Consider the following 25,148-nt stretch of genomic DNA (forward strand, 5'->3'; position numbering starts at 1 on the left):
AAAGCATGGCCTCCTTAGCACTGGCCGAGAAGAGCACCGCGGTCGGCGACCTGAACGTCAGCGCCTACACGATCCCGACAGACGCCCCCGAAGCCGACGGCACGATGGCGTGGGATTCGACCACGATGATCGTGGTGCAGGTCCACTGCGACGGCGAGGTCGGCACGGGGTGGACCTACGGCAGCCCGGTGTGCGCCGATCTCATCGAGGGCAAGCTCAGCGACGAGGTGGTCGGCCACAACGCGCTGGATGTTACCGGCGCCTCCGACACCATGATCAAGGCGGTGCGCAACATCGGCCGGCCCGGCGTTGCGGGGCAAGCTATTTCGGCGATCGACGTCGCGCTGTGGGACCTCAAGGCGCGGCTGCTGGGGCTGCCGCTGTACCGGCTGCTCGGGGCGCTGCGCGACGCGGTCCCGGTGTACGGCAGCGGCGGCTTCACCACCTACGACGAGCAGCAGCTGCGCGAACAGCTGCTGCGCTGGACTCAGCGGCTGGACATCCCACGGGTGAAGATCAAGATCGGCGAGTCGTGGGGCACCTGCCTGGATCGCGACCTGGCCCGGATGCGGCAGGCCCGCGAGATGGTCGGGGACGCGGTGGAACTCTACGTCGACGCCAACGGCGGATACACCCGCAAGCAGGCGGTCCGCCTGATGGCCGACGCGGCCGACCTGGACGTGCACTGGTTCGAGGAGCCCGTCTCCTCCGACGATCTAGACGGGCTGCGCCTGGTCGCCGAGGCGGTCGACGCCGACGTGACCGCCGGCGAGTACGGCTACGACCTGATCTACTTCCGCCGCATGTGCCAGGCCGGCGCGGTTGACTGCCTGCAGGCCGACGCCTCGCGCTGCGGCGGGATCACCGAGTGGCTGCGGGTCGCGGCCGTCGCCGCCTCCCACAACCTGGAGATCTCCGCCCACTGCGCACCGCATCTGCATCTGCACGCCGCGGCGGCCACGCCCAACCTGCGCCACATGGAGTACTTCCACGACCACGTCCGCATCGAGGAGATGGCGTTCGACGGAACGGTCTCGCCGCAGGGCGGGCTGATGCGGCCGGACCCCGACGCGCCGGGCCACGGGCTCAACCTTCGCGCCGGTGACATCGAGAAGTACCGGACGAGTTGAGCCGCAACGAGTTGCCGCGGGACCAGGAGGTGGCGTGACCGCGAAGTTGTTGGACGCACTGGCAGCCGACCTGCGCGACAACGTCGACGGGGAGATCCGCTTCGATCCCGGCTCGCGGGCAGCCTATTCCACCGACGCCTCCAACTACCGCCAGGTGCCCATCGGGGCCGTGGTGCCCCGCACCCCGGAGGCCGCGGCCGAGGCCGTCGCCGTCTGCCGCCGCCACGACGTGCCGGTGCTGTCCCGCGGGGGTGGCACCAGCCTGGCCGGGCAGTGCTGCAACACCGCGGTGGTGCTCGACTGGAGCAAGTACTGCACCCGCGTGGTTTCCGTCGACACCGACGCCGGGATCGCCGTGGTGGAGCCCGGCATCAAGCTCGACGCGCTCAACGACCGGTTGAGGTCGTCGGGCTGGATGGTCGGTCCCCGGCCCTCCACGCACGTGAGCTGCGCGATCGGCGGCATGATCGGCAACAACTCGTGCGGTTCCACCGCGCAGGCCTACGGCAAGATGGTCGACTCGGTGCGCCGCCTTGAGGTGCTCACCTACGACGGGCTGCGGATGTGGGTCGGTGCGACCGGCGACGACGAGTTCGCGCGCATCGTCGGCGAGGGCGGCCGGCGCGCCGAGATATACCGCGGCCTCAAGGACCTCGCGGGCGAGTACGCCGACGAGATCCGGTCCCGGTATCCGGACATCCCCAGGAGGGTTTCGGGCTACAACCTGGATTCGTTGTTGCCCGAGAACGACTTTCACGTGGCCAAGGCTCTGGTCGGCTCCGAGAGCACCCTGGTGACGGTGCTGCGCGCCGAGCTGACCCTGGTGCGGGTGCCCGCGGCCAGCGCCCTGGCCGTCCTGGGTTTCGAGGACCTGCCCGCGGCCGCCGACGCGGTGCCGGCCATCCTCGAGCATCAGCCGGCGGCGCTGGAGGGCATGGACGACCGGCTGGTCGAACTCGAGCACTCCCGGCGGCTGGCCGAGAAGGCGCTGCGACAGCTGCCGGACGGGCGGGCCTGGCTGCTGGTGCAGTTCGACGGCGACGACCAGGACGAGGCCGACCGCAAGGCCAAGGCGATGCTGGACGCGCTGCACGGCATGGCCGAGTGCGACACCACGGTGCTGGACGACCCGGGCAGCAAGCAGGAGGTGTGGGCCGCCCGCGAGGCCGCGCTGGGTGCCACCGCGTTCCCGCCCAACGGACGCCAAACCCTAGCGGGCTGGGAGGATTCGGCGGTGCCCCCGGACCGGCTGGGTGACTACCTGCGCGAGGTCCTCAAGATGCTTGACCGCTACGGCTATGGGGACGCCTCGCTGTACGGGCATTTCGGGCAGGGCTGCGTGCACACCCGGATCCCGTTCGTACTGTGGACCGCCCAGGGGCTGGCCGCCTACCGGGAGTTCGCCGAGGAGGCGGCGCGGCTCGTCGTGAACTACGGAGGCTCGCTGTCCGGTGAGCACGGCGACGGGCAGTCGCGCGGGGAGTTGCTGGGAATCATGTTCGGGGACCGCATCGTCGGGGCGTTCGAGAAGGTCAAGGCGCTGTTCGACCCGCACAACCGGATGAACCCGGGCAAGGTCGTCAATGCCTACCGGCTCGACGAGAACCTGCGCATGGGGGTGGATTACCTTCCCGCAGAGCCCGAGACGATGTTCGCCTACCCCGACGACCACCACCGCTTCGCGCGCGCCGCGGCCCGCTGCATGGGCGTCGGCAAGTGCCGCGGCCACGAATCCGGGGTGATGTGCCCCAGCTACCGGGCCATCGGAGAGGAAGAGCACTCCACCCGCGGGCGGGCGCGGCTGCTGTTCGAGATGCTGCAGGGCGACGTCATCACCGACGGCTGGCGCTCCACCGAGGTGCACGACGCGCTGGATCTGTGCCTGGCCTGCAAGGGTTGCCGCAGCGAGTGCCCGGTCAACGTCGACATGGCCACCTACAAGGCCGAATTCCTGTTCCACCACTACCGGCACCGGTTCCGGCCGATGGCGCACTATTCGATGGGCTGGATTCCGCTGTGGGCGCGGCTGGCCGCGGTGGCACCGCGCGCGCTCAACACCGTGTCGCACGCGCCCGCGCTGTCGGGCCTGCTCAAGAAGGCCGGCGGCATCGCCCCGCAGCGCGAGGTGCCGAACTTCGCGCCGCAGCGGTTCAGCTCGTGGTTCGCCGGGCGGCCGGTCGGCGTCAACGCCCCGACCCCCGGGCGGGTGCTGCTGTGGCCCGACACGTTCGTCAACAACTTCGACCCCGCCGTCGGGCAGGCCGCCGTCGCGGTGCTCGAGGCGGCCGGCTTCGAGGTCCAGGTTCCGCGCCGGACCGTGTGCTGCGGGCTCACCTGGATCTCGACCGGACAACTCGGCGTCGCCAAACGCGTTCTGCAGCGCACGCTTTCGACCCTCCGCCCGGCGCTGCGCAGCGGCACGCCGGTGGTGGTGCTCGAGCCCAGCTGCGCGGCGGTGTTCCGCTCCGATCTGCCGGAACTGCTGTACGACGACACCGACGCCCATCGGCTGGCCGATCAGACCTACACCCTGGGCGACCTGCTGGCCAACAAGGCCCCCGACTGGGAGCCGCCCCGGGTCAGCGCCGGGGCCACCGAAGCGATCGTGCAACAGCACTGCCATCAGCATGCGCTGCTGGGTTACACCCACGAGCGCGAGCTGCTCGGCGGCGCCGGGGTGCACGCCGACGTCCTCGACGCCGGATGTTGCGGCCTGGCAGGCAATTTCGGCTTCGAGAACGGCCACTACGACGTGTCGGTGGCCTGCGCCGAGGACAAGCTGCTGCCGGCCCTGCGCGACGCCGATCCCGGCACGCTGGTGATCTCCGACGGGTTCAGCTGCCGCACCCAGATCCGGGAACTGGCCTCCGGCCGGCACCCGGTGCACACCGCACAGGTGCTCGCCCGGGCCCTGCCGCCGCCCGGGTGAGATCGCCCTATCTGAGCGCTTCCCGCGCGCCCCGCAGGTCGTCGACGAACGGCGTGTAGGCCTCGTCGTGGCGGTCGCTGCGGTCGCGCAGCACCGCCGACGGGTGCACCGTCGCCACGATGGCGGGCGCCTGCCCGGGGGCCACCGCCTCCTCGACCTCGGGGGGCGGTTCCAGCACCTCGCCGCGGTGGGCGGACACCCGAAACGCCGTCCCCAACAGCGACTGTGCGGCGGTCGCGCCGAGGCAGACGACCACCCGCGGCCGCACCGATCAGCTCGCTCGAGGGCATCATCGTCTGGAACCCGTCGCCGATGCGCCCGGCGACGCGCGCCGCGCGCGGCCCGAAGGCCGAGATATACATGGCGACAGGAGCTTTGGGCAACGTGTAGATGCGGGCGTTCTCCACCGTGAAGGACCGCCCGGTGTGGCTGACCTGCTTGCCGGTGGACAGCTCGCGCATCACCTCCACCGACTCCTCCAGCATCTCCAGCCGGGTGCCCGCGGGTGGCCAGTGCTCGCCGGTGATGTGCTCGTTGAGCGCCTCCCCGGTGCCCAGGCCCAGCACGAACCGCCCGTTGCACTGCACCGCGCTGGTCGCGGCCGCCTGCGCGATCACCGCCGGGTGGATCCGCACGATGGGGCAGGTGACCGCCGTGGTGATCGGCAGCGAACACGCCTAGCGCACCGACCACCGACCACACGAAGGGACTCTGGCCCTGCTTGTCGTTCCACGGGTGGAAGTGGTCGGAGATCCACAGGCGTTCGAAGCCGGCGGATTCGGCGCGCGCGGCTTGGTGCACCAGCTCGTCGGGAGTGAATGCCTCGCAACTCAGGAAGTGGCCCAGGGACGTCATGCCCCTGGGCCTACCCCTGCCGACGGGTGCGAAACACCCTGTAGATCAACCCTTGCCGGTGATGGCGTCGCGGGCGCGGTCGAGCATCGCCGCGAACGGTCCCGCGACGAGGTTGGCGACCTGCGACTCCACTCCGGCGTGCGGCCGGGTGGGGGCGATCGCCTCGGCGAGCTTGGCGGCACGGCCCATGCTCTCGAGCTCCGCGCCGTCCAACTGCTCGCCCAGCTTGGCGAACTCGTCCTTCTCCTCGTGGGTCGCGTGCTCGACGACGGCGTCGCGCAGTTCGGTCAGCATCGTGGTGAATTCCTCGCTGTCGACGTCGAGCTTCTCCAGCTTCTGCAGCACCGTCTTGGCCTCGTGCTCTTCCTTGAGGCGCTTGTCGACGACCTCGGCGCCTTCGGCGAGCTTGCGCTTGGCCCGCGGGTGCACGATCTCCTCCTCGGCGGTCTCGTGCACGGCGAGCAGCCGCCGCAGATCGACGAAGGCCTTCTCCCGGGCCTCGCCGGAGGCCGCCAAGGTGTTGGCGAACAGCGACTTGATCTGCTCGTGCTGGCTAACGAGAAAGTCGATCACATCGGTGGGCGACGTGATGGTGGATCGAGCCATGGTGTCCTCCCCTGCATGGTCGTGGCTCGCGCGCCGGGCTGTTGGCGCGCTCCCGTTCTGGCTACCCGTCGCCCCCGATGCCAAACCTTCCCGGCGCCGGTCGCACCACGATTCGCGGACGTCCCGCGGCCGGTGCCCAGCAACTTTCCGGGAGGATCGCGGACGGATCCTTGGCGCACCACGGCCCTCCGTCGGATACATTCGCGGCAGGACCCACACCGAGGAGGGCACCGCAGTGAGCGCTCCCCACGATTCCTCTGGCTCCTACGGCCAGGCTCCCTACGGCCAGGCTCCCTACGGCCAAGGCCCGTTCAGCTACGACCCGCTCGGCCGGGTTCCGTACGCCGGCCCACCCGCGGGCCCGCCGGCGGGCCCGCCGGTGCTCCCGCCCCCGCCGGTGACCCCCTACCCGGCGCCCGTCAATGCGGTCGCCACGCTGTCGCTGATCTTCGCGTTCCTGTGCGCCCCCGTCGGCGCGCTACTGGGACACGTGGCGCTCGCACAGATCCGGCGCAGCGGCGAGCGTGGCCACGGCCGCGCGGTGGCCGGCGTGGCGCTGTCGTACGCCTTCGTCACGCTGGCGGTGTTCGCGCTGATCGCCTGGGCCACGCTGGCCGTTTCCACCTCGCACCACACCGCGGCGCCCGGCGCGCCCGCCACCACCGCCGCGCCGGTGCCCACGGTGGCGCCGAACGCCGTGGGCGCGCTTTTGCCCGGCCTGAGCGACCTGCAGAACATCACCGGCGACCAGAACCTCGTGGCCGGCCAGACGTGGGACCATCCGGCCCGCTCCGACCGGGAGGGCACCATCGACCGCCCGCAGTGCTGGGGAAGCGTCGCGCCGGGGACCCCGGACGCCTACACCGCCGGCTCCATCTTCGGCTACCGCGCGGCGGAGTTCTCCGACACGCGCAGCTTCCTCAAGTCGACGCAGGCGATCCTGGCGGTCGCGGCCTTCCGCGACCCGCCCGCGGCCCAGTCGCAGCTGGCGAACCTGCTGTCCGGGTGGCGCGAGTGCGGCGGCTCCACCGTCGCGGTGACCCTTCCCGGCGGGCAGGCGATCCCGTTTTCGCTGGGCGAGCCCGCCGACGCCGGGGACGGCATCACGACGCTGGACCTGGTGCCGCGCGGGCTGCAGGTGCGCTCCGTGCGGGCGATCGCGGCCCGGTCCAACGTCGTGGTCGACCTCTACGTGTCCTGCAGCGGCACGACCGACGGCCACATCCCGCGCCAGTCCGCGGTGAGCATCGCCAACTTCATCCTCGACAAGATCCCCCGGTAGCGCTGGCCAGTAGGGTGGGCGCATGCGATATGTCGACGTCGACGGGGTCGGACGCGTCAGCCGGATCGGCCTGGGCACATGGCAGTTCGGGTCGCGCGAGTGGGGTTACGGGGACCGCTACGCCTCCGGCGCCGCCGGTGACATCGTGCGGCGAGCCCGCGCCCTGGGGGTGACGCTGTTCGACACCGCCGAGGTCTACGGGCTGGGCAAGAGCGAGCGCATCCTCGGCGAGGCGCTCGGTGCCGAGCGGGCCGAGGTCGCGGTGGCCAGCAAGATCATGCCCGTCGCCCCCTTCCCCGCCGTGGTCAGGCAGCGCGAGTCCGCCAGCGCGCGGCGGCTGGGGCTGGATCGTATCCCGCTCTACCAGATCCACCAGCCGAACCCGGTGTTCCCGGACTCGGTGATCATGCCCGGCATGCGTGACCTGCTGGAGCGCGGCAGGATCGGCGCGGCCGGGGTCTCCAACTACTCGCTGGCGCGGTGGCGCAAGGCCGACGCCGCGCTCGGCCGCCCGGTGATCAGCAACCAGGTCCATTTCTCGCTCGCCCACGCCGGCGCACTCGAGGACCTGGTGCCGTTCGCCGAGCGCGAGAACCGCGTCGTGATCGCCTACAGCCCCCTGGCCCAGGGCCTGCTGGGCGGCAAATACGGCCTGGAAAACCGGCCCGGCGGCATCCGCGCGCTCAACCCGCTGTTCGGCACCGAGAACCTGCGCCGCATCGAGCCGCTGCTGCAGACGTTGCGCGACGTCGCCGCGCAGGTGGGCGCCAAGCCGGCCCAGGTGGCGCTGGCGTGGCTGATCAGCCTACCGGGCGTCGTCGCCATCCCCGGGGCCTCCAGCGTCGAGCAGCTCGAGTTCAACGTCGCCGCCGCCGACGTCGAGCTGCCCGCCCAGGCCCGCGACGCGCTCACCGCCGCCGCCCGCGCGTTCCGACCGGTCTCGGCCGGCCGCTTCCTCACCGGCAAGGTCCGCGAGAAGCTGGGCCGCTGAGCCGCCGCCGGCGCTACGGCTGGGCGGAGTCGGTGAACGCCGCGGTGGCGGCGGGCGCGCCGCGGGCCACCACGAGCGGCATCGACGTCGCCGCGTCCGTGCGCAGGATCGTGTGCACGATCTCGATGAGATCCTCGACGGGCATCAGCTTGCCGGGCATGCAGCCGCGGGACGCCCACAGCGGCACGGCCTTCATCGCCAGGTCCACGTCCCAGCCGATGTTCATCCCGGTCGCCGCGTCGCCCTCGCCGCCGGGGCACTCCCCCACGATGAGCGTCGTGAAGCCGATGTCGGGATGCTCGGCCCGCCACGCCTCGACGAGGCGCTCCAGCGCCGCCTTGCTGACGCCGTAGGCCCCCAGCCCCGGCCAGGGCGGCCCGAACGTTCCCGCGTCGGAGGACAGGTAGACCGCCTTGCCGGCCCCCGTGCCGGCAGGGGCCGTCAGGTACGGCACCGCTGCGGCCGTGACCAGGGCCGCGCCGATCACATTCGTGTCGAAGATCCGCCGCCACGTATCGGCGTCGGTGTCGACCATGCGGACCAGCGGCCCGACGGCCGGGGTGTAGACGAGGTTGTCGATGCCGCCGAGCGCGTCGGCGGCATAGCTGATCGCCGACCGGCACGATGCCTCGTCGGTGACGTCGCATTCCACGGCGATCGCGCCGGCTCCCGCCTCCCGAGCAGCGGCCTCGATACGCTCCCGGCGCCGGGCCAGCAGCGCCACCTGATCGCCGCGCCGCGCGAGGCCGACACCAATGCAGCGCCCGAGGCCGCTCGAGGCGCCAACCACCACTGTCCGTGACATATTCACCCTTTTCTGTAACGACACAACCACTGGCGAGAAACCTACCGGATCGCGGTGCCCCGCCCGCTCAGATGCGGATGACGGCGTTCCCCTCGGCCGATTTGGCCTGGTACATCGCCGCGTCGGCGCGGGCCGTGATCGACGTGACCGCCTCCCCGGGCACGGCGATGGTCACGCCGATGCTCAGGGTCGCCACGATCGTGCACCCGGATTCCTGGATGGGTTCGGCGGCCCGCGAGCGAATCTTCTCGGCGATCTGGGCGGCCGCGTCGATGCTTTCGATGCCGGGTAAAAGGACCAGGATCTCGTCGCCTCCCGTCCGCCCGACGGTGTCGCCTTCGCGGACGCATTCGCAAATCCGGGCCGCCAGGGTGGTGAGCACGGCGTCGCCCACGACGTGGCCCCACGTGTCGTTGATGTCCTTGAAGCGGTCGACGTCGCAGTACAGGATGCCCAGCTGCGCGCCGAGGGTCGGCGATTGCTGCAGCGCCGACTCCAGGCGGTCGATCGCCTCGGCCCGGTTCGCCAGCCCGGTCAGGTTGTCGAACCGGGCCAACCGCTCCAGCCGCTGCTCCGCCTCGACCCGATCGTCGACGATGCGCAGCGCCGCGATCATCCCGTCGGCGTTGCCGTCGGCATCGACGTAGGGCTTGGCGTGACTGTCGATCCAGTGGTAGTCGCCGTCGGTGGAGCGGACCCGGAAACGCCGCAGCACCGAGTCGCCGACGGCGGTGCCGCCCAGCACGGCCACCACCGTGTCCATGTCGTCCGGGTGGATGCACCTGCTCAGGTCCGTGCCGACCCACTGCCGCGGCGGCCCGCCCAGGGCGGCCTCCACGGACGGCGAGATCCATCCGATCTTGCTGCCGCGCAGGTGCACGATGATGTCCACGGCGTTGTCGGCGAGGAGGCGGTAGCGCGCCTCGGCGTCGGCGCGTTGCTTGCTGACCTGCTCCTTCTCGATCAGCACCCGCTGCTCGCGCTGGCTCAGGTAGAACGTGACCGCGCCGACGATCATCGTGCCCATCACGATCGACAGGGTCCACTCCGCGTGCGCCCCGAGGCCGGCCGCCAGGAACGCCGCCCGCGACAGCGCCACGACGACAGGGAACCCGGCGAGGATCCCCATCAGCCGGACCAGCGAGCGCCGGTCGGGCCTGGCGAGCAGCCAGGCGAGCGGAAACCGGTCGGGCCGGGCCGCCACCGCGGCGGTGACCACCAGTACCAGGGTCAACGCCGTCGAGATCGACTGGCCGGTCGATGGCGTGACGCCCACCAGCGACACGGCGTCGAACAGGTAGGCCACGACCGACACGAACGCGATCGCACCGCCGGCCGCCACGCACAACTTCCAGGCCGCGGAGGTCCCGCGGTCCAGCCGCATCATCCCGACGGCGGCGGCCACCAGCAGCACCGCCCACGCCGTCTGCGGGCTCGGGCGCCCCGGCCAGGACGATTGCAGCATGCGCACCGCTGCGGTGAACCACACGTCGTCCAGGCCGAACGACCGGGCGGTCGCGTACTCGGCGAGGACCGCGGCGGCGAGCACGCCCACCGCCGCGGCCAGGCCGCGCCCGGCCCACACCCGAGCGCGCGACGGCCGTCCCGATTGCGCCGCGACCGCGGCCGCCAGCGCGGCCAGCCACAGCGCGGTCCACGGCGTCATCTGCGGCCACGACGGGTTGATCCGCGTCAACGGCTCGACGCCGCTCGCCCAGCCCACCCAGTCCGTCACGGCGACGGCGAGCGCCACCGCCACCGCTACCCGGCCGTACCGGGCCAGCGACGCCTGCAGACGCGCGTCGGGGTGGGGATCCATGGCATCGACATTGTGCGGCACTCACCGAGGTCGGGGCCGTCGAACCGGGGAGATCGGTGACCTCGTGACGAAATCTCACACGGGGCGGCGGCGATGTCGCGCCGACCGGGAGGGAACGTCACGAGGGCCGTCAGGCGCCCTCCGGGGCCTGCAACACCACGGCAGCGTAGGCCTCCACGGTCAGCTTGCCACCCCCGGGAACCTCGTCGGCCGGAGTCCTCTCCTCCGGCCCGGTGAACACCACCACCTGCCAAGAGGCCCCGAATTCCTTTGACGGAAGGGTGAATTCGATCGGCTCGTGGTGGGCGTTGAAGCACAGCAGGAACGAGTCATCGACCACCCGCTGCCCCCGCGGGTCGCGGTCGGGGATGCCGTGGCCGTTGAGGAACACCGTGACCGACTTGGCGAACCCGGCGCCCCAGTCCTCTTCGGTCATCTCCGTGCCCTCGGGGGTGAACCAGGAGATGTCGGCCAGGCCGTCCTGGCCGCGCCGGCCCAGCGGCTTGCCGGAGAAGAACCGCCGCCTGCGGAACACCGGGTGCTCGGCGCGCAGCGCCGACACGGTGCGAGTGAACTCAAGCAGGCCGGTGTCGGCGCCGTCCCAGTCGATCCAGGTGAGTTCGTTGTCCTGGCAGTAGCCGTTGTTGTTGCCGTCCTGGGTGCGCCCGAGTTCGTCGCCGTGGCAGATCATCGGCACCCCCTGCGACAGCAGCAGAGTGGTCAGGAAGTTGCGCTGCTGGCGGGCGCGCAGCTCGTTGACGTCGGCGTCGTCGGTCGGCCCCTCGGCGCCGCAGTTCCACGAGCGGTTGTGACTCTCGCCGTCGTTGTTGTCCTCGCCGTTGGCCTCGTTGTGCTTCTCGTTGTAGGACACCAGGTCGCGCAGCGTGAACCCGTCGTGGGCGGTGACGAAGTTGATCGAGGCCACCGGCCGGCGCGCGGTGTGCTCGTAGAGGTCGGACGACCCCGACAGCCGGTAGGCGAACTCGTCGAGCGTTGCGGGCTCGCCCCGCCAGAAGTCGCGGACGGTGTCGCGGTACTTGCCATTCCACTCAGTCCACTGCGGCGGGAAGTTGCCCACCTGATAGCCGCCCGGCCCGACGTCCCACGGTTCCGCAATGAGCTTGACCTGGCTGACCGTCGGATCCTGTTGCACGAGTTCGAAAAACGTGGCCAGCCGGTCCACGTCGTAGAACTCGCGGGCCAGAGTCGAGGCCAGGTCGAAACGGAATCCGTCCACGTGCATCTCCAGCACCCAGTAGCGCAGCGAGTCCATGATCAGCTGCAGCGCGTGCGGATGCCCGACGTTGAGGCTGTTGCCCGTGCCGGTGTAGTCCATGTAGTAGCGCTTGTCGTCGTCGACCAGCCGGTAGTAGGCGGCGTTGTCGATGCCGCGCATGCACAGCGTCGGTCCCATGTGGTTGCCCTCGGCGGTGTGGTTGTAGACGACGTCCAAGATGACCTCGATGTCCGCCTCGTGCAGGGCGCGCACCATCGCCTTGAACTCCTGCACCTGTCCGCCCGGCGACTTCGAGCTGGAGTATTTGAAGTCGGGCGCGAAGAACCCGATCGTGTTGTAGCCCCAGTAGTTCGACAGACCCTTGTCGACCAGGGTCGAGTCGTTGGCGAAGTGGTGCACCGGCATCAGCTCGATCGCGGTGACTCCGATGCTCTTGAGGTGCTCGATCATCACCGGGTGCGCCACCCCGGCGTAGGTGCCGCGCATCTGGTCGGGGATGTCGGGGTGGGTCTGGGTAAGGCCCTTGACGTGCGCCTCGTAGATCACGCTGTCGGCGTACTCGTGGCCCGGCGGCCGGTCGTTGCCCCAGTCGAAGTACGGGCTGATCACCACCGACTTGGGCATGCTGGGCGCGGAGTCCTCGTCGTTGCGGCTGTCGGGGTCACCGAAGTTGTAGCCGAACAGGGACTGGTTCCACTCGAAGCTGCCGTCGATGGCCTTCGAGTACGGGTCCACCAGCAGCTTGTTCGGGTTGCACCGCAGCCCGTTCTCCGGGTCGTACGGGCCGTGGACGCGGTAGCCGTAGCGCTGGCCGGGTTCGATACCGGGGATGTAGGAGTGCCAGACGAACCCGTCGACCTCGGGCAGCCGCACCCGCGACTCGGTGCCGTCGGCGTCGAACAGGCACAGCTCGACTCGCTCGGCCGCCTCGGAGAAGACCGCGAAGTTGGTCCCCGCGCCGTCGTAGGTGGCACCCAGCGGGTAGGCCTTGCCCGGCCAGAGTTCACCGGTGGGCGTGGGGACGGGTACTTCGGCGCTCGTCATGGCGCACCTGATACCCGAGTGGCGCGGCGATCAAACCGGCTTACGGGAATGTCTTTGGCAGACAGGGCTTTTGCGGGCCACCCCGGGCCCCGGTCACGGTTTCAGCAGCACTTTCACGGCACCGTCCTGTTTCTTCTGGAAGATCTCGTAGCCGTGCGGCGCCTCGTCCAGGGGCAGCACGTGGGTCGCGAACGTATCCACGCCGAGCGGGTCGTCGTCGGTCAGCAGCGGCATGATGTCGTCCACCCAGCGCTTGACGTTGGCCTGGCCCATCCGCACGGTCACCTGCTTGTCGAACATGATCAGCATCGGGAAGGGGTCGGCCATTCCGCCGTAGACCCCAGCCAGCGAGATCGTCCCGCCGCGACGCACGATGTCGATGGCCGAGTGCACGGCGGCTAGCCGGTCGATTCCGGCGGTCTGCATCAGCCGCTTGGCGACCACGTCCGGCAGCATGCCGGTGGCCTGCTGGGCTAGTTGGGCCACCGGGGAGCCGTGCGCCTCCATTCCCACCGCGTCGATCACGGAGTCCGGGCCCCGGCCGTCCGTCAGGTCGCGGACCGCGTCGCCGACCGGGCCGTCCAGCCGCCCCAGGTCGACAGTGTGAATGCCGCGCTGCGCGGCCCGCGCCAGCCGTTCGGGCACCAGGTCCACCGCGATGACGCGGTAGCCGAGATGGTCGGCGATGCGCGCGGCCATGTCCCCGATCGGGCCCAGGCCGAGCACCGCCACCGTGCCGCCCTCCGGGATGTCGGCGTAGGCCACCGCCTGCCAGGCGGTCGGCAGCACGTCGGACAGGTAGACGAAGCGCGAATCCGGCGGCCCCTCAGGCACTTTGATGTGCGTGAACTGGGCCTGGGGCACACGCAGCAGTTCGGCCTGGCCCCCGGGCACCTCGCCGTAGAGCTCCGAATAGCCGAACAGTGCTGCTCCCATACCCTTTTCGCGCACCTGGGTGGTCTCGCACTGGGTGTAGAGCTGCTTGTCGCACATGTAGCAGCTGCCGCACGAGATCTGGAAGGGGATGACGACGCGGTCGCCGACCCGCAGGTCGCCCGTTTCCCCACCGACCTCGCGGACGATCCCCATCGGCTCGTGGCCCAGCACGTCACCGGGCTTCATGAAGGCCCCGAGCACCTCGTAGAGGTGCAGGTCGGAGCCGCAGATGTTGGTCGAGGTGACCTCGATGATCGCGTCGGTGGGCTTTTCGATCCTGGGATCGGGAACCGACTCCACCCGGACGTCGCGTTTGCCGTGCCATGTGACAGCCTTCATGCCTGGCCCATACCCGTCCTGCGGGCGCCGAAACTCAGGACCGCTGCAGCGCCCCGAAAAATCCTGGCGTGCAGAAGCTTTCGATCGCGCAGAGTCAGGCGCTCAGCGTCTGGTTGGGGCTCCCGCCGTAGGTCGGGCGGTAGAGCCTGGCGAAGCGGCCCTGGTGGGCGAATCCCCCGTGCGCGGCGACGGCGCCCACGGTCGTCGCGCCCGGGTCCGACTCGATCAGGTCGCGATGCGCGCGGTCCAGCCGGACCCGCCACAGGTACTGCATCGGCGTCATGTCCAGGTGCCGGCGGAACACGTCCTGCACGGCGCGCGGGGTGGCGTAGACGTGGGCCGCGAAGTTGACCGAGCCAATCCACCGGCGGTGGATGCGGGCGCGGGAGGGTTACCCGACGCCGCTGATGCGCATCGGCACGTAGGTGCGGACCAGAAACTCCTCGGTCTCCTCGAGATCGCAACTGTCGAAATCAAGATCGTCCATGGAGCCCTCGATTCGTCGCCGCCCGCGGGCAGAGCGCCCCACTCCGGCACCCGTTCGGGCCTGCCCGAGGTCCTGCCGGCGCCATCGCGACGGCAGCCGCCGCCCGGTGACTGCCCGCGAGCAGCGTCGCGACCCCGTGCCGGCGCCCACAATCGGCGGGCCCGCGCCACGGGTCAGGGCTGCGGCGGTTCGGGCTACGGGGCGGGCTCGCCAGCCTGGGGCGCGTCGCGCAGCCTGCGGTTGATGGACCGCAGATCGGTGTTGTCCGCTGACAGCGCGGCGTTGTCGTCCTCGAGCGACAGGATGCGGGCGATACCGGCGAGATTGACGCCGTCATCCACCAGGGCGCTGATGCGCTGCAGCCGGGCCAGGTCATCGGCGCTGTAGCGCCGCGTGCCGCCATCGCTGCGGGCGGGCGTCAGCAATCCGTGGCGCTCGTAGAGCCGCAGCGACTGCACCGCGACACCGGAGAGTTCGGCGGCCACGGAGATTCCGTACACGCCGCGGTCGGGCGCCGGCGCACCGCTGTCGCCAGGCTGGTCGGGCATCGGGGCACTCCTCATTTAGCTGATACAGGAAAGTTGTCTACCACAGTTGCGTTGATGTGTCGACAATGCTATACAAAATCTATGCCACATGGCATAGATAGGCAGTTTCACCACGAAAGACGAGGAGTGAGAGGTGACCGCCATGCTGATGCGCACCGACCCGTTCCGTGATCTGGACCGCTTGACCCAACAGGTATTCGGCACCGCGGCGCGGCCGGCGGTGATGCCGATGGATGCCTGGCGCGACGGCGAGAATTTCATCGTCGAATTCGACCTACCGGGCATCGACGCCGACTCGCTGGACATCGACATCGAGCGCAACGTCGTGACCGTGCGCGCGGAACGGCCGGCCCTGGACCCCAACCGGGAGATGCTGGCCACCGAGCGGCCGCGCGGCGTCTTCAGCCGCCAGCTCGTCCTCGGCGAAAACCTCGACACCGACAGGATCGAGGCCACCTACCGCGAGGGCGTCCTGAGGCTGCACATCCCGGTCGCGGAGAAGGCCAAGCCGCGCAAGATCTCCGTCGACCGCGGCGGCAACACGGCGATCAACGACAACACGGTCAAACGCGAGGTCATCGACGCCTGAACCACGGGTGGGCACGGCGGCGGCCGCATCGTATTCGCGGTTGCCGCCTGCCCGCCCTGCGCCTGAAGAGCCACGCCGACCGATGAGATGGGATCTCAACGGCGACACCGAGAACGTAGAGCAGGCCCTGGCCGGCGGCACGCCGCAACGGGTCGGCTGGTTCCGGTTCTACTTCGCCGGCCAGCGCTGGGAATGGTCGGACCAGGTGCAGCGGATACACGGCTACGAGCCCGGCAGCGTCACCCCGACCACCGAGCTGGTGCTCGCGCACAAACACCCCGACGACCGCGGGCAGGTCGCGGCGAGCCTCGACCAGATGATCCGCACGCGTCAGGCATTCAGCACCGGCCACCGGATCATCGACACTCGTGGCCGAGTTCGCTCCATCGTCGTCGTCGGGGACCAGCTCTGCGACGACGACGGCGAAGTGGTCGGGACACACGGCTTCTACGTCGACGTCACCTCCCCGGCCGAAGAGGTGAAGGAGGGTGCCGTCAGCGCGAAGCTGGCCCGCATCAGCGAGAGCCGCGCCGCCATCGAGCAGGCCAAAGGCATGCTGATGTTGGTCTATGGCATCACCTGCGACGCCGCGTTCAACCTGCTCAAATGGTTGTCGCAGGAAACCAACGTCAAGCTGCGGGCACTGGCCGAGCAGATCGCCGAGGACTTCCGCGCATCGGGCGTAGCCCCGAGATCCCGGTCGGAGTTCGACCACCTCCTGCTGACGGACACCAGCGAGCCCGCCACGCCGCACAGGGCCGCGCGGCGGGTCGGGAGACGGGTTAGCCCGTCGGCGCCGGGGCCCGCTTGCCGCGCCGCGCGCGGCTGGCGGCCACCAGTTGGGCCACCCCGTCCTCGATTCCCGCGGCGAGCACCTCGATGTCGCATGCCGCGTCGTAGTCGGCGGTGATGCCGAACACGAACGCGTCGGCGTAGCTGACCATCGCGACGCCGGTGCGCACCTGCAGGGCGATCGGCGGCACCGGCAGGATCTCCAGCACCCGCCGGCCCAGCAGCCGCTGCCGGCTCCGCGGCCCGGGCACATTGGTCGCCAGGCCGACGACGGCGCGTTGCGGCAGCCGCGCAAGCAAGCGGACCGCCCACGCCGAGAGGGCGAACGGGACGTTGCCGGCCATCGCCACCGCCGCGCTGCCGCCGTCGCTTTGACCGCTGGCCTTGGCCCGGCCGAGGCGTTCGTGCACCAACCGCAGTTGGCGCACCGGGTCCGGCTCGTCGACCGGCAGCAGCGGCAGCATCGCCGAGACCCGGTTGTCGGTGGCCGCGAAGTGGTCGGCCGTGCGGACCGACACCGGAACCAGGGTGCGCAGCGAATCGTGGCCAGGCCGTTCGCCCCGCTCCAGCAGGACGCTGCGATAGCTGTTCGTGATCGCCGCCAGCGCAACGTCGTTGAGCGTCACACCGAATTCCCGGGACACCTTCTGCAGGTCGGCCAGCCGGACCCGGGCCGCGCTGTAGCGCCGCATCGTCGTGAGCGGGCCGTTCAGCGACGACGGCCGGGCCGGACGCACCAGTCCGGCCGTCAGCTCGGCCGCACCCACGGCGGCGTGCTCGGCCGCCAGGGCGCCCCGCCCGATCTCGCGCACCCAGCTCAGCGGGTTCAGGCTCATCCGCGCCAGGCTCACGCCCGGGGGCGCTTGCCCCTTGGAGCCGGCGATGTCGGTGGCGAAGGTGCCGGCGTCGTCGTCGCTGAACCTCGTCATCATCTGCGTGGTCGCGATGCCGTCGGCGATGCAGTGGTGCAGTTTGATCAACACGGCCCACCGGTCGTCGCTGAGGCCCTCGATGATCCAGCAGTCCCACAGCGGGCGCTCGCGGTCGAGCCGGTGCTCCATCAGGGCAGCAATCATCTCGAAGAGCTCGGCGTCGCCGCCCGGATGGGGCAGCGCAGCGCGGTGCAGGTGGCGCGACAGGTCGAAGTGCGGGTCGTCCACCCACTCCGGTGGCCGCAGATCCAGCGGGTGGGTCCGCAGCACCTGCCTGCAGCGCGGGATCGTCGCCGCCCGCCGCGTGAAGGCCGCGACGAACTCGTCGTAGCGCGGAGCGGGGCCCTCGACGACCGACACCCCGCCCACCGCCAGGCTCACGTGCGGGTCGGCGTCCTCGACCTCCAGGAAGGCGGCGTCCAGGGCGGTCAGATGCTCCATCCCGTCACTGTCCACCGCGGCAGCGCCCCCGATCAGGGCCGGAAGTCCTCAGCTTGGGTGCCAAACGAAAGCTGTGCCGCGCCGGCCGCGGCCATATCGTCATCAGGTGACGCCCGAGCGGTTTCGCGGCGGATGGGCGACGACGCGAAGGAACAGATCATGACCGGGTTCACCTACATTCGCTTCTTCGAGGAGTTCGGCATCGCCGACGTGCCGCTCGTGGGCGGCAAGAACGCCTCGCTCGGCGAAATGTTCCAGAAGCTGTCGCAGCAGGGCGTCCGGGTGCCGCACGGGTTCGCCATCACCGCCGAGGCCTACAAGCACATGCTGGACCGCGCCGACTCCTGGGACGCGCTGCACGCCGAGCTCGACGAGATCGACCCGGCGGACGTCACCGCGTTGGCGCGCAAGGGCAAACGCGCCCGCGAGATCGTCTACGGCGCCGGCCTCCCCGCCGACCTGGCCGGTGAGATCCTGGACGCCTACCGCGCGCTGCAGGACGAGTACGGCGACGACGTCAGCCTCGCCGTGCGCAGCTCGGCCACCGCCGAGGACCTGCCGACAGCGAGCTTCGCCGGCCAGCAGGAGACCTTCCTCAACATCACGGGGCCCGAGAGCCTGCTGGACGCGTGCCGCCGCTGTTTCGCCAGCCTGTTCACCGACCGGGCCATCCACTACCGCATCGACCAGGGCTTCGACCACTTCAAGGTCGCGCTGTCGATCGGCGTGATGAAGATGGTGCGCTCCGACCTCGCCTCCTCGGGGGTGATGTTCACCCTCGACACCGAGTCCGGTTTCACCGACGTCGTGTTCGTGACCGGCGCCTACGGCCTGGGCGAGAACGTCGTCCAGGGCGCGGTCGACCCCGACGAGTTCTACGTCCACAAGCCGACGTATGAGGCCGGGCACCGCGCCGTGCTGCGCCGCCTGATCGGCGACAAGGCGGTCAAGATGGTGTTCGTCCAGGGCGGCACGAAACACACGACCCGCAACATCCCCACGCCGAAGGCCGACCGCGGCCGGTTCTGCATCACCGACGACGACGTGCTCGAGCTGGCCGGCTACGCGTGCGCCATCGAGCGGCACTACGGGCGCCCGATGGACATCGAGTGGGCCAAGGACGGTCTGGACGGCAAGCTCTACATCGTGCAGGCGCGCCCGGAGACCGCGGCCTCCCAACGCAGCTCGGCGACGGTGGAAACCTATGTACTGGAAGCGGAGGGCGAGATACTCACCGAGGGCCGCTCGGTCGGCGAGAAGGTCGCCTCCGGCGTGGCGAAACGGATGGATAACCTCGGGCGCATGTCGGACTTCCGGCCCGGCGATGTACTGGTCGCCGACATCACCACACCGGACTGGGAGCCGGTCATGAAGATCGCCGCCGCGATCGTCACCAACCGCGGCGGGCGCACCTGCCACGCGGCGATCATCGCCCGCGAGCTCGGCATCCCGGCCGTGGTCGGCGCGGGCGACGCCACCACGCGCGTGCCCGACGGCGAGGTCGTCACGGTGTCGTGCGTCGAGGGCGACACCGGGCGGGTGTACCGCGGCGAGGTGGGCTTCCACGTGGAGCGCACCGAGGTGGCCGACCTGTCGCGGCCGCGCACCGAGATCATGGTCAACCTGGGCAATCCGGACCGGGCCTTCAAGACGTCGTTTCTGCCGAACGACGGTGTGGGACTGGCCAGGATGGAGTTCATCGTCGGCGAATACATCAAGGTGCACCCGCTGGCCCTGTTGCATCCCGACAAGGTCGACAACGCCGCGGCGCGCCGCACGATCGAGCGGCTCACCTACGGCTACGCCGACGGCGCGGAGTTCTTCGTGCAGCGCCTCTCCGAGGGGATCGGCACGATCGCGGCCGCGTTCTGGCCCAAGCCCGTGGTGGTGCGGATGTCGGACTTCAAGACCAACGAGTACGCCAGCCTGATCGGCGGCCGCGGCTTCGAACCGACCGAGGCCAACCCGATGATCGGCTTCCGTGGCGCCTCGCGCTACGCCCACCCGGCCTACGCCGAGGGCTTCGCGCTGGAATGCCGCGCGATGCAACGTGTCCGCGACGACATGGGCCTGACGAACGTCGTCATCATGCTGCCGTTCGTGCGCCGGGTCGCCGAGGCGGACCTGGTGCTGGCCACGATGGCCGAACACGGCCTGCGGCGCGGCGACAACGGGCTGCAGGTGTATGCGATGTGCGAGATCCCCAACAACGTCATCCTGCTCGACGAGTTCGCCAAGCGCTTCGACGGCTTCTCCATCGGCTCCAACGATCTGACCCAGCTCACCCTCGGCGTGGACCGGGACAGCGAGATCGTGGCGTTCGACTACGACGAGCGCGACGACGGCGTCAAGGAAATGATCCGCCTGGCCGTGGAAGGCTGCCGCCGCAACGGGATTCACTCCGGCCTGTGCGGGCAGGCGCCCTCGGACTACCCGGACATGGCCGAGTTCCTGGTGCGCCTGGGCATCGACTCGATCAGCCTGAACCCGGACGTGGTGGTCAAGACGACGCGCCAGATCCTCGCGCTGGAGCAGGAGTTCGCGCGGGCGCAATAGGGCACTTAACCGCCGGAGGCCGCCCGACCTCCTTTCACCAAATAACTTGTGTCACTTCGGTTTCTGTGGGGTGTAACACGCAGCATCCTGCACAAGTGTTAGGCGGCCAGGCGGTTTAGCCGGCGCCCAACCGCCAGTTCTTGTGCGGATTCCTCGGTGAATACAGCACCGGCAGCTGCTGGCCAATCGTCGGCCAGTGGTCGACGTCCATCACCATGCGTTGATAAACGGCCCATTCGCTGGTCTGTGGACCTAGTCTGCCGAAGCTATTGACCATCGGACCGTTGATGACACCGGCGATGGTGACGTATTGCTCGCCGCTAGCGTCCGGCCGCGGGCTGACACCGGTCACCAGTAGCGTGCCGCTCGCCACCTGACCGCGCGCGCGCCACCGTGGCGCGAACCGGCCGAGGACCATCGCCGCAAGGACGATGACCAGGAACAACAGCGGACCGAAGTTCCACCACACCACCCGGCCATGGTATCGAGCCGTGATAGGGCTGCGGCCCCCACCACCGCCTCGTGCAACCCCGAGGCTGGACCATTCGCAAAAAACACCAAAGGCGACACCGAATGGATCCCACCCCCACACCTCGACCGCGCCCAACCCCGCACCAACATCTACTGGCACCCCGAAAAACTCCTGCGCGCAGACGGCGACGGGGATGAGGACAGTGGTGCGGCCTGAGCGTTATACGCCGATCGTGCTGTACGTGGGCATCTCGTCGCCGAAGTTGATCCCCATGTCGCGGGCGGTCAGCAGCGAGTCGCAGTCGAGCGGGACCCTCTTCTGCCGGCGGGTGGCCTCGGCGATCGGCACGTAGTCGACCGTCGGTGGGTTCAGCGCCACCATCACGCCGCGCTGGCCTTCCTCGAGGGCACGCACGGCGGCCGCCCCGAAACGCAGGCCGAGCAGGCGGTCGAACGAGGTGGGCGATCCGCCCCGCAGCAGGTGGCCGAGCACGACGGTGCGCGCTTCCCGCCCGGTCATCCGCTGCAGTTCGGCGGCCACTTTGGTGCCGATGCCGCCGAGCCGTTCGGCCTGCCCCCGCGACTTGCCCAGGATCGACACCTCCCCGCCGGCCGGCCGGGCGCCCTCGGCGACGCAGACGATGGAGAACTTCGCGCCGTGCCGCTCGCGGTCGGCGATCAACGCCGCCACCGGTTCGAGACTGAACGGGATCTCGGGAATGAGGATCGCGTGCACCCCCGACGCCATGCCGGCGTTCAACGCGATCCATCCCGCGTAGCGGCCCATCACCTCCACCACGATGATCCGGCCATGCGAGGTGGCGGTGGTGAACAGCCGGTCGATGCACTGCGACGCGAAGTCCACGGCGGAGTCGAAGCCGAATGTCGTCGTCGTCTTGTCCAGGTCGTTGTCGATGGTCTTGGGCACGCCGACCAGGCGCAGCCCGGCCTCGTGCAGGTGGTGGCCGATCGCCATCGTGCCGTCGCCGCCGACGGTGATCAACGCGTCGATCCGGTGCTCCTTGAAGCGTCCGAGCAGCTCCGGCGTGCGGTCCACCTCGGTCCAAGCACCGCCCTGTTGCACCGGATAGGCGGTCGGGTTCCCGCGATTGGTGGTGCCGAGGATCGTGCCGCCCTGGTGGATGATGCCGCGCACCCGGTCGCGGGTCAGCTCGATCAACCCGCCCTCGGAACCGTCGCCGCGATAGTCGTCCGGGGAAAGCAATCCGTTGAAGCCGTCGCGGATCCCGACGACCTCCCAGCCGCGGTTGCGGGCGGCCAGCGTGGCCGCGTGGATCACCGCGTTGAGTCCCGGCGCGTCGCCGCCGCCGGTGCTCAGGGCGATCCGCTCGATGCCTTCCATCACGCGCGGCCCGGCGGCTGACGGTAGAGCGCGGCACCGGCGGTGACCCCGGCGCCCGCGGCGACGAACAGGACCCGCGCGCCCGCCGCGAGCCGCCCGGCCTGCCCCTCGAACGCGGCGGCCAACGCCGCGGTGTGCATGCGCTCGTCGTCGGCGACGGCGATGCGCTCCTCCGGAAACCCGAGCCGCTCGCCCAGCGCGGCGCGAAACCCGGGCCGCGGCGGTGCGGCGACGATCAGGTCGACGTCCGCCGGCTCCACCGATGCGGCGTCCAGGCACCGGCGCGCCGCCCGGGCCGCGACGGTGGCGAACTCCTCGTCCATCCCCGGCGACTGACCGAACCGGAGCACGTTGCGGGCATCGGCGAAACCCACTGTTGCGGAGAATGTTCCGTCGTCCTCCGCCGAATTCACCCACGACACGCGGCCCAGGCCGTAGTCGTCGTCGGACCAGCCGCACAACACCGCCGCCCCGGCCGCGGAGAACGGGAAGTGCTCGCTGAGGCCGTGACCCGGGTCGGCGTCGCTGGCCACGACGATCGCGTGGCGGATGCTGCGCGCCCGCAGGAACCCGTCGACGATCTGCAGCGCGGTGAGCACTCCGCAGGCCCCGTTGGCGATGTCGAAGGAGAACGTGCCGTGCCCGCCGGCGTGCGGCTCCTCGGGGTTGGCCCCGATGTCGTCCTGGATCAGCGCCGCCAGCGCCGGTTCGCCCAGGTTGCGGTCGCGGTAGATCCCCGCGTTGACCACCAGGTCCAGCTCGGCCGCGTCGCAGCCCGCCCCCTTCAGGCAGTCCTTCGCCGCGGCGACGGCCAGGTGCAGGGCGCTGTGCCGGTGACGCCACCCACCCACGCCCTGGGGGCAGGCGATGTCGATGCGTTCAATCGTGGTGCCCATAGCGGCTCACCACCTCCTCGTCCAGGGTCAGCAGGACCACCCCGATCTCCAATCCGGAGGCCAGCGCGATCAACGCGATCGTCTCGCCGGGCGCGACGTGCCCGGCCTCCAATTCCTCGACCAGGGCTACGGTGTGCGTCGTCGACGCCGTGTTGCCGTAGCGGTCGACGGTGATCACCGCGTCGTGGCGGGGCGCGTCGCCGAAGGACTCCGACATCCGCGTCATCCCCTTGCGGATGGCCCGGGCCGACGTCTGATGGGTGATCACATGGTCGACGTCGTGGATCGAAATCCCCGCCGTGTCAAGGACTTCCTGCAGCAGCACCGGGGTGTTGTCCATGGCCGCCCGCTGGATCGCGCGGGAGTCGGTGAACATCCGCGCTCCCGGGTCGTGACCGCGCGGGTAGGCCAGACAGAGCCTGCTGTAGTCGGCGACCGTGGTGAACCCCGCCAGGCTGATGCCGGCCGAACCGGCGGGTGCCCGCTCCAGCACCAGCGCGGCACCGGCGTCACCGAGGGTCAGCGAGGCGAGTTCCTTGCTCATGATGTTGCGGATGTGCCGGGCCGCGTTGTGACCGAGCTGGGAGATGTACTCGCCGCTGACGACGAGGGCGCGCTCGACGATCCCCTGCCGGATCCAGTTGTTGACGATGGTGACCCCGGTGAGCATCCCGGCGCAGGCGTTGGACACGTCGAACGTCATCGCGTGGTGCGCCCCGATCCCGCGGGCCACCGCACTGCTCGTCGAGGGCTCCAGCCATTGGGTCAGACCCCCGCGGAACTTGGTGATGCTGCAGTTGACCACCACGTCGAGCGAGGCCGGGTCCGTCCCCGCGGTGGCGAGCGCGTTGCGCGCCGCCGCGGTGGCCAGCGTGTAGGAGTCCTCGTCGCCGACCGAGACGCGGCGTTCACGGATTCCGGTCAGCCGCTCCAGGTCGATGTGGGTGTGGTGGCGGGTGGTCGCCATCAAATCTTCGGTGGTGAGGTGGGTTTCGGGCAGATGCCGGCCGGCCCCCGCCAGCCGGGTGACGAACCGGGACCCTTCGCCGGGGTCCTCCATTACCAGCCAGTGCCGAGTCATCGGCGCTCCTCTCTCCCGGTCCCGAACGTGAGGACCTCGGTGACCAGACGCCGCTCGGTGCGTTCGGCGCGCCGGCCGTCCGACGGTGCACCCCCGACGCGGACCAGCAGCTGCGGCTGTCCCGCGGTCCCGACGATCTCCGCGATCACGGTGCGGCTCGCCGGGACCTCGGTCAGGTGGGTCACCGTGCAGGTGGCCAGGCCGGTCACGGTGCACTCGATCAACACCGCCGAGAGCGCTTCGCCGCAGCGCAACACCTCGGGGCGGTCGTCGCCGTGGGGGGTGGACAGCACCACGATTTTCGAGCGGTCGTGGTCGACCGCGGCGCGGCGCCCGGAAGCGCCCGCCGGCGGAAAGGAGCGGGCGACGTCGACGCGGTCGGCGTCGGAAGCGGACACCAGCACGCTTTCGGGAACATGCGTGGCGTCTGATTCGAATGGCGATGTCCACCAGCGCAATTCGGACACATAGGTGGTGTCGTAACGGCGCAGCGTCTCCTCGAGCGCGGACTCCTCGGCCAACCGGGGGCGCTGCTCGTCGGCCACCACGTCCAGCAGCACGTCGTAGGGTGCCACCGTGCGGCACAGCGCGGCATGCACGGCCGGCCAGCGGGGCGGCGGGTCGAACGGCAGCCGGTCGGTGCGGCGCCGCAGGATCGCGTCCGCCCGCAACCGGTCCGCCCGGGTCACCGTGTCCATCGGGCGGAACCGCACGGCGGCGAGGTGGTCGGGCTCGCCCGGCTCGGGGAGCCGTTCGGTGTCGGCGGCCCAACCGGCGGCGGCCATGGCCACCCGCAGGTGGTCGAGTACCGCGCCACAGCTCAATATCAGCTCCCGGCCGGTGCGGTCGGTCCCCGGCATCGACTGCCGGGGATCGGCCCACAGGTGCAGCGTCGAGTCCTCGACGACCCACCGCCAGGGCTGGCTGTTGTGCAGCGACGGTGCGCGACACGCAAGCGTCACTGCGTCGCGAATCGCCTCGGGCGTAAGCCCTTCCGCGGGCCCTTTCACTCCCATGCC

Annotated in this window: 19 protein-coding genes and 4 pseudogenes; 8 read left to right on the forward strand and 15 right to left on the reverse strand. The window is 70.3% G+C overall.

All coding sequences use genetic code 11. The annotated features are described in order from the left end of the window. Positions 1–5 precede the first annotated feature (5 nt). Positions 6–1,130 (forward strand): enolase C-terminal domain-like protein, encoded by a 1,125-nt coding sequence (locus tag AB8998_RS22750; protein WP_369739886.1) that lies wholly within the window; start codon positions 6–8, stop codon positions 1,128–1,130. A 34-nt stretch (positions 1,131–1,164) separates the two neighbouring features. Further along, positions 1,165–4,059 (forward strand): FAD-binding and (Fe-S)-binding domain-containing protein, encoded by a 2,895-nt coding sequence (locus AB8998_RS22755; protein ID WP_369739887.1) that lies wholly within the window; start codon positions 1,165–1,167, stop codon positions 4,057–4,059. Between the two features lie 7 nt (positions 4,060–4,066). On the opposite strand, the pseudogene AB8998_RS22760 reads toward AB8998_RS22755, so the two are convergent. The 3 genes and pseudogenes from AB8998_RS22760 to AB8998_RS22770 all read right to left on the reverse strand — a co-directional run. After that, a pseudogene (locus AB8998_RS22760) lies at positions 4,067–4,330 on the reverse strand (uracil-DNA glycosylase family protein); the annotation flags it as partial. Positions 4,331–4,406: 76 nt separating this feature from the next. Continuing rightward, positions 4,407–4,694, reverse strand: a pseudogene (locus AB8998_RS22765) (LLM class flavin-dependent oxidoreductase); the annotation flags it as partial. 265 nt (positions 4,695–4,959) lie between these two features. Next, on the reverse strand, positions 4,960–5,520 hold the full coding sequence (locus AB8998_RS22770) for a hemerythrin domain-containing protein (protein ID WP_369739888.1): 561 nt from the start codon (positions 5,518–5,520) through the stop codon (positions 4,960–4,962). 235 nt (positions 5,521–5,755) lie between these two features. Here AB8998_RS22770 and AB8998_RS22775 point away from each other — a divergent pair, with 235 nt between their 5' ends. Together AB8998_RS22775 and AB8998_RS22780 are read left to right on the forward strand one after the other, a co-directional pair. After that, positions 5,756–6,802: a sensor domain-containing protein gene (locus tag AB8998_RS22775; RefSeq protein ID WP_369739890.1), complete on the forward strand. Its 1,047-nt coding sequence runs from the start codon at positions 5,756–5,758 to the stop codon at positions 6,800–6,802. A gap of 22 nt (positions 6,803–6,824) precedes the next feature. Continuing rightward, positions 6,825–7,793, forward strand: a complete 969-nt coding sequence (locus AB8998_RS22780; RefSeq protein WP_369739891.1) for an aldo/keto reductase — start codon at positions 6,825–6,827, stop codon at positions 7,791–7,793. Positions 7,794–7,806: 13 nt separating this feature from the next. On the opposite strand, the gene AB8998_RS22785 is transcribed toward AB8998_RS22780, so the two are convergent. From AB8998_RS22785 to AB8998_RS22810, 6 genes are all read right to left on the reverse strand, one after another. Continuing rightward, on the reverse strand, positions 7,807–8,586 hold the full coding sequence (locus AB8998_RS22785; protein WP_369741715.1) for an SDR family oxidoreductase: 780 nt from the start codon (positions 8,584–8,586) through the stop codon (positions 7,807–7,809). 79 nt (positions 8,587–8,665) lie between these two features. Further along, complete coding sequence (locus AB8998_RS22790) at positions 8,666–10,417, reverse strand: diguanylate cyclase domain-containing protein (RefSeq protein ID WP_369739893.1); 1,752 nt, start codon at positions 10,415–10,417, stop codon at positions 8,666–8,668. A 130-nt stretch (positions 10,418–10,547) separates the two neighbouring features. Next, entirely contained in the window at positions 10,548–12,698 is a 2,151-nt protein-coding gene (gene glgX / locus AB8998_RS22795; RefSeq protein ID WP_369739894.1) for a glycogen debranching protein GlgX, read from the reverse strand. A gap of 93 nt (positions 12,699–12,791) precedes the next feature. Then, a complete protein-coding gene (locus tag AB8998_RS22800; protein ID WP_369739895.1) occupies positions 12,792–13,973 on the reverse strand; it encodes a zinc-dependent alcohol dehydrogenase in 1,182 nt (393 codons plus the stop codon). Positions 13,974–14,067: 94 nt separating this feature from the next. Next, the gene (locus AB8998_RS22805; RefSeq protein ID WP_369741716.1) at positions 14,068–14,349 is read right to left on the reverse strand and encodes a helix-turn-helix transcriptional regulator; all 282 of its coding nucleotides are present in this window, start codon (positions 14,347–14,349) and stop codon (positions 14,068–14,070) included. 305 nt (positions 14,350–14,654) lie between these two features. After that, complete coding sequence (locus AB8998_RS22810; protein WP_369739896.1) at positions 14,655–15,008, reverse strand: MerR family transcriptional regulator; 354 nt, start codon at positions 15,006–15,008, stop codon at positions 14,655–14,657. 142 nt (positions 15,009–15,150) lie between these two features. On the opposite strand from AB8998_RS22810, the gene AB8998_RS22815 reads away from it, so the two are divergent. Together AB8998_RS22815 and AB8998_RS22820 are read left to right on the forward strand one after the other, a co-directional pair. After that, positions 15,151–15,597: an Hsp20/alpha crystallin family protein gene (locus AB8998_RS22815; protein ID WP_369741717.1), complete on the forward strand. Its 447-nt coding sequence runs from the start codon at positions 15,151–15,153 to the stop codon at positions 15,595–15,597. 82 nt (positions 15,598–15,679) lie between these two features. Further along, positions 15,680–16,383: pseudogene (locus tag AB8998_RS22820) on the forward strand (PAS and ANTAR domain-containing protein). Here the strand turns inward: AB8998_RS22820 and AB8998_RS22825 are convergent. Continuing rightward, positions 16,380–17,762, reverse strand: a complete 1,383-nt coding sequence (locus AB8998_RS22825) for a WS/DGAT/MGAT family O-acyltransferase (RefSeq protein ID WP_369739897.1) — start codon at positions 17,760–17,762, stop codon at positions 16,380–16,382. The pseudogene AB8998_RS22820 and the gene AB8998_RS22825 overlap by 4 nt on opposite strands. A 159-nt stretch (positions 17,763–17,921) precedes the next feature. Between AB8998_RS22825 and ppsA the strand changes: the two genes are divergently transcribed. Beyond that, complete coding sequence (gene ppsA, locus AB8998_RS22830) at positions 17,922–20,318, forward strand: phosphoenolpyruvate synthase (RefSeq protein WP_369741718.1); 2,397 nt, start codon at positions 17,922–17,924, stop codon at positions 20,316–20,318. 115 nt (positions 20,319–20,433) lie between these two features. On the opposite strand, the gene AB8998_RS22835 is transcribed toward ppsA, so the two are convergent. Beyond that, complete coding sequence (locus AB8998_RS22835) at positions 20,434–20,787, reverse strand: hypothetical protein (RefSeq protein WP_369741719.1); 354 nt, start codon at positions 20,785–20,787, stop codon at positions 20,434–20,436. Positions 20,788–20,819: 32 nt separating this feature from the next. On the opposite strand from AB8998_RS22835, the pseudogene AB8998_RS22840 reads away from it, so the two are divergent. Beyond that, a pseudogene (locus tag AB8998_RS22840) lies at positions 20,820–21,006 on the forward strand (HNH endonuclease signature motif containing protein); the annotation flags it as partial. A gap of 3 nt (positions 21,007–21,009) precedes the next feature. On the opposite strand, the gene AB8998_RS22845 reads toward AB8998_RS22840, so the two are convergent. The 4 genes from AB8998_RS22845 to AB8998_RS22860 are packed head-to-tail and all read right to left on the reverse strand — an operon-like array spanning position 21,010 to position 25,145. Further along, a complete protein-coding gene (locus tag AB8998_RS22845) occupies positions 21,010–22,152 on the reverse strand; it encodes a 6-phosphofructokinase (RefSeq protein ID WP_369739899.1) in 1,143 nt (380 codons plus the stop codon). After that, positions 22,152–23,048: a 3-oxoacyl-[acyl-carrier-protein] synthase III C-terminal domain-containing protein gene (locus AB8998_RS22850; protein WP_369739900.1), complete on the reverse strand. Its 897-nt coding sequence runs from the start codon at positions 23,046–23,048 to the stop codon at positions 22,152–22,154. The genes AB8998_RS22845 and AB8998_RS22850 overlap by 1 nt, the downstream gene beginning before the upstream one ends. Continuing rightward, positions 23,032–24,129: a 3-oxoacyl-ACP synthase III family protein gene (locus AB8998_RS22855; protein WP_369739901.1), complete on the reverse strand. Its 1,098-nt coding sequence runs from the start codon at positions 24,127–24,129 to the stop codon at positions 23,032–23,034. The genes AB8998_RS22850 and AB8998_RS22855 overlap by 17 nt, the downstream gene beginning before the upstream one ends. Further along, a complete protein-coding gene (locus AB8998_RS22860) occupies positions 24,126–25,145 on the reverse strand; it encodes an Acg family FMN-binding oxidoreductase (protein ID WP_369739902.1) in 1,020 nt (339 codons plus the stop codon). Before AB8998_RS22860 ends, AB8998_RS22855 begins: the two co-directional genes overlap by 4 nt. Positions 25,146–25,148 lie beyond the last annotated feature (3 nt).

Origin of the sequence: Mycobacterium sp. HUMS_12744610 (assembly GCF_041206865.1) — a bacterium.
Classification (GTDB): Bacteria; Actinomycetota; Actinomycetes; order Mycobacteriales; family Mycobacteriaceae; genus Mycobacterium; species Mycobacterium servetii.

Excerpts from the sequence above, each read along its gene's own strand:
- AB8998_RS22750 (WP_369739886.1), top strand. The coding sequence starts at position 6 with ATGGCCTCCTTAGCACTGGCCGAGAAGAGCACCGCGGTCGGCGACCTG.
- AB8998_RS22770 (WP_369739888.1), bottom strand. The coding sequence starts at position 5,520 with ATGGCTCGATCCACCATCACGTCGCCCACCGATGTGATCGACTTTCTC.
- AB8998_RS22780 (WP_369739891.1), top strand. The coding sequence starts at position 6,825 with ATGCGATATGTCGACGTCGACGGGGTCGGACGCGTCAGCCGGATCGGC.
- AB8998_RS22790 (WP_369739893.1), bottom strand. The coding sequence starts at position 10,417 with ATGGATCCCCACCCCGACGCGCGTCTGCAGGCGTCGCTGGCCCGGTAC.
- glgX (WP_369739894.1), bottom strand. The coding sequence starts at position 12,698 with ATGACGAGCGCCGAAGTACCCGTCCCCACGCCCACCGGTGAACTCTGG.
- AB8998_RS22800 (WP_369739895.1), bottom strand. The coding sequence starts at position 13,973 with ATGAAGGCTGTCACATGGCACGGCAAACGCGACGTCCGGGTGGAGTCG.
- AB8998_RS22810 (WP_369739896.1), bottom strand. The coding sequence starts at position 15,008 with ATGCCCGACCAGCCTGGCGACAGCGGTGCGCCGGCGCCCGACCGCGGC.
- AB8998_RS22815 (WP_369741717.1), top strand. The coding sequence starts at position 15,151 with ATGCTGATGCGCACCGACCCGTTCCGTGATCTGGACCGCTTGACCCAA.
- AB8998_RS22825 (WP_369739897.1), bottom strand. The coding sequence starts at position 17,762 with ATGGAGCATCTGACCGCCCTGGACGCCGCCTTCCTGGAGGTCGAGGAC.
- ppsA (WP_369741718.1), top strand. The coding sequence starts at position 17,922 with ATGACCGGGTTCACCTACATTCGCTTCTTCGAGGAGTTCGGCATCGCC.
- AB8998_RS22845 (WP_369739899.1), bottom strand. The coding sequence starts at position 22,152 with ATGGAAGGCATCGAGCGGATCGCCCTGAGCACCGGCGGCGGCGACGCG.
- AB8998_RS22850 (WP_369739900.1), bottom strand. The coding sequence starts at position 23,048 with ATGGGCACCACGATTGAACGCATCGACATCGCCTGCCCCCAGGGCGTG.
- AB8998_RS22855 (WP_369739901.1), bottom strand. The coding sequence starts at position 24,129 with ATGACTCGGCACTGGCTGGTAATGGAGGACCCCGGCGAAGGGTCCCGG.
- AB8998_RS22860 (WP_369739902.1), bottom strand. The coding sequence starts at position 25,145 with ATGGGAGTGAAAGGGCCCGCGGAAGGGCTTACGCCCGAGGCGATTCGC.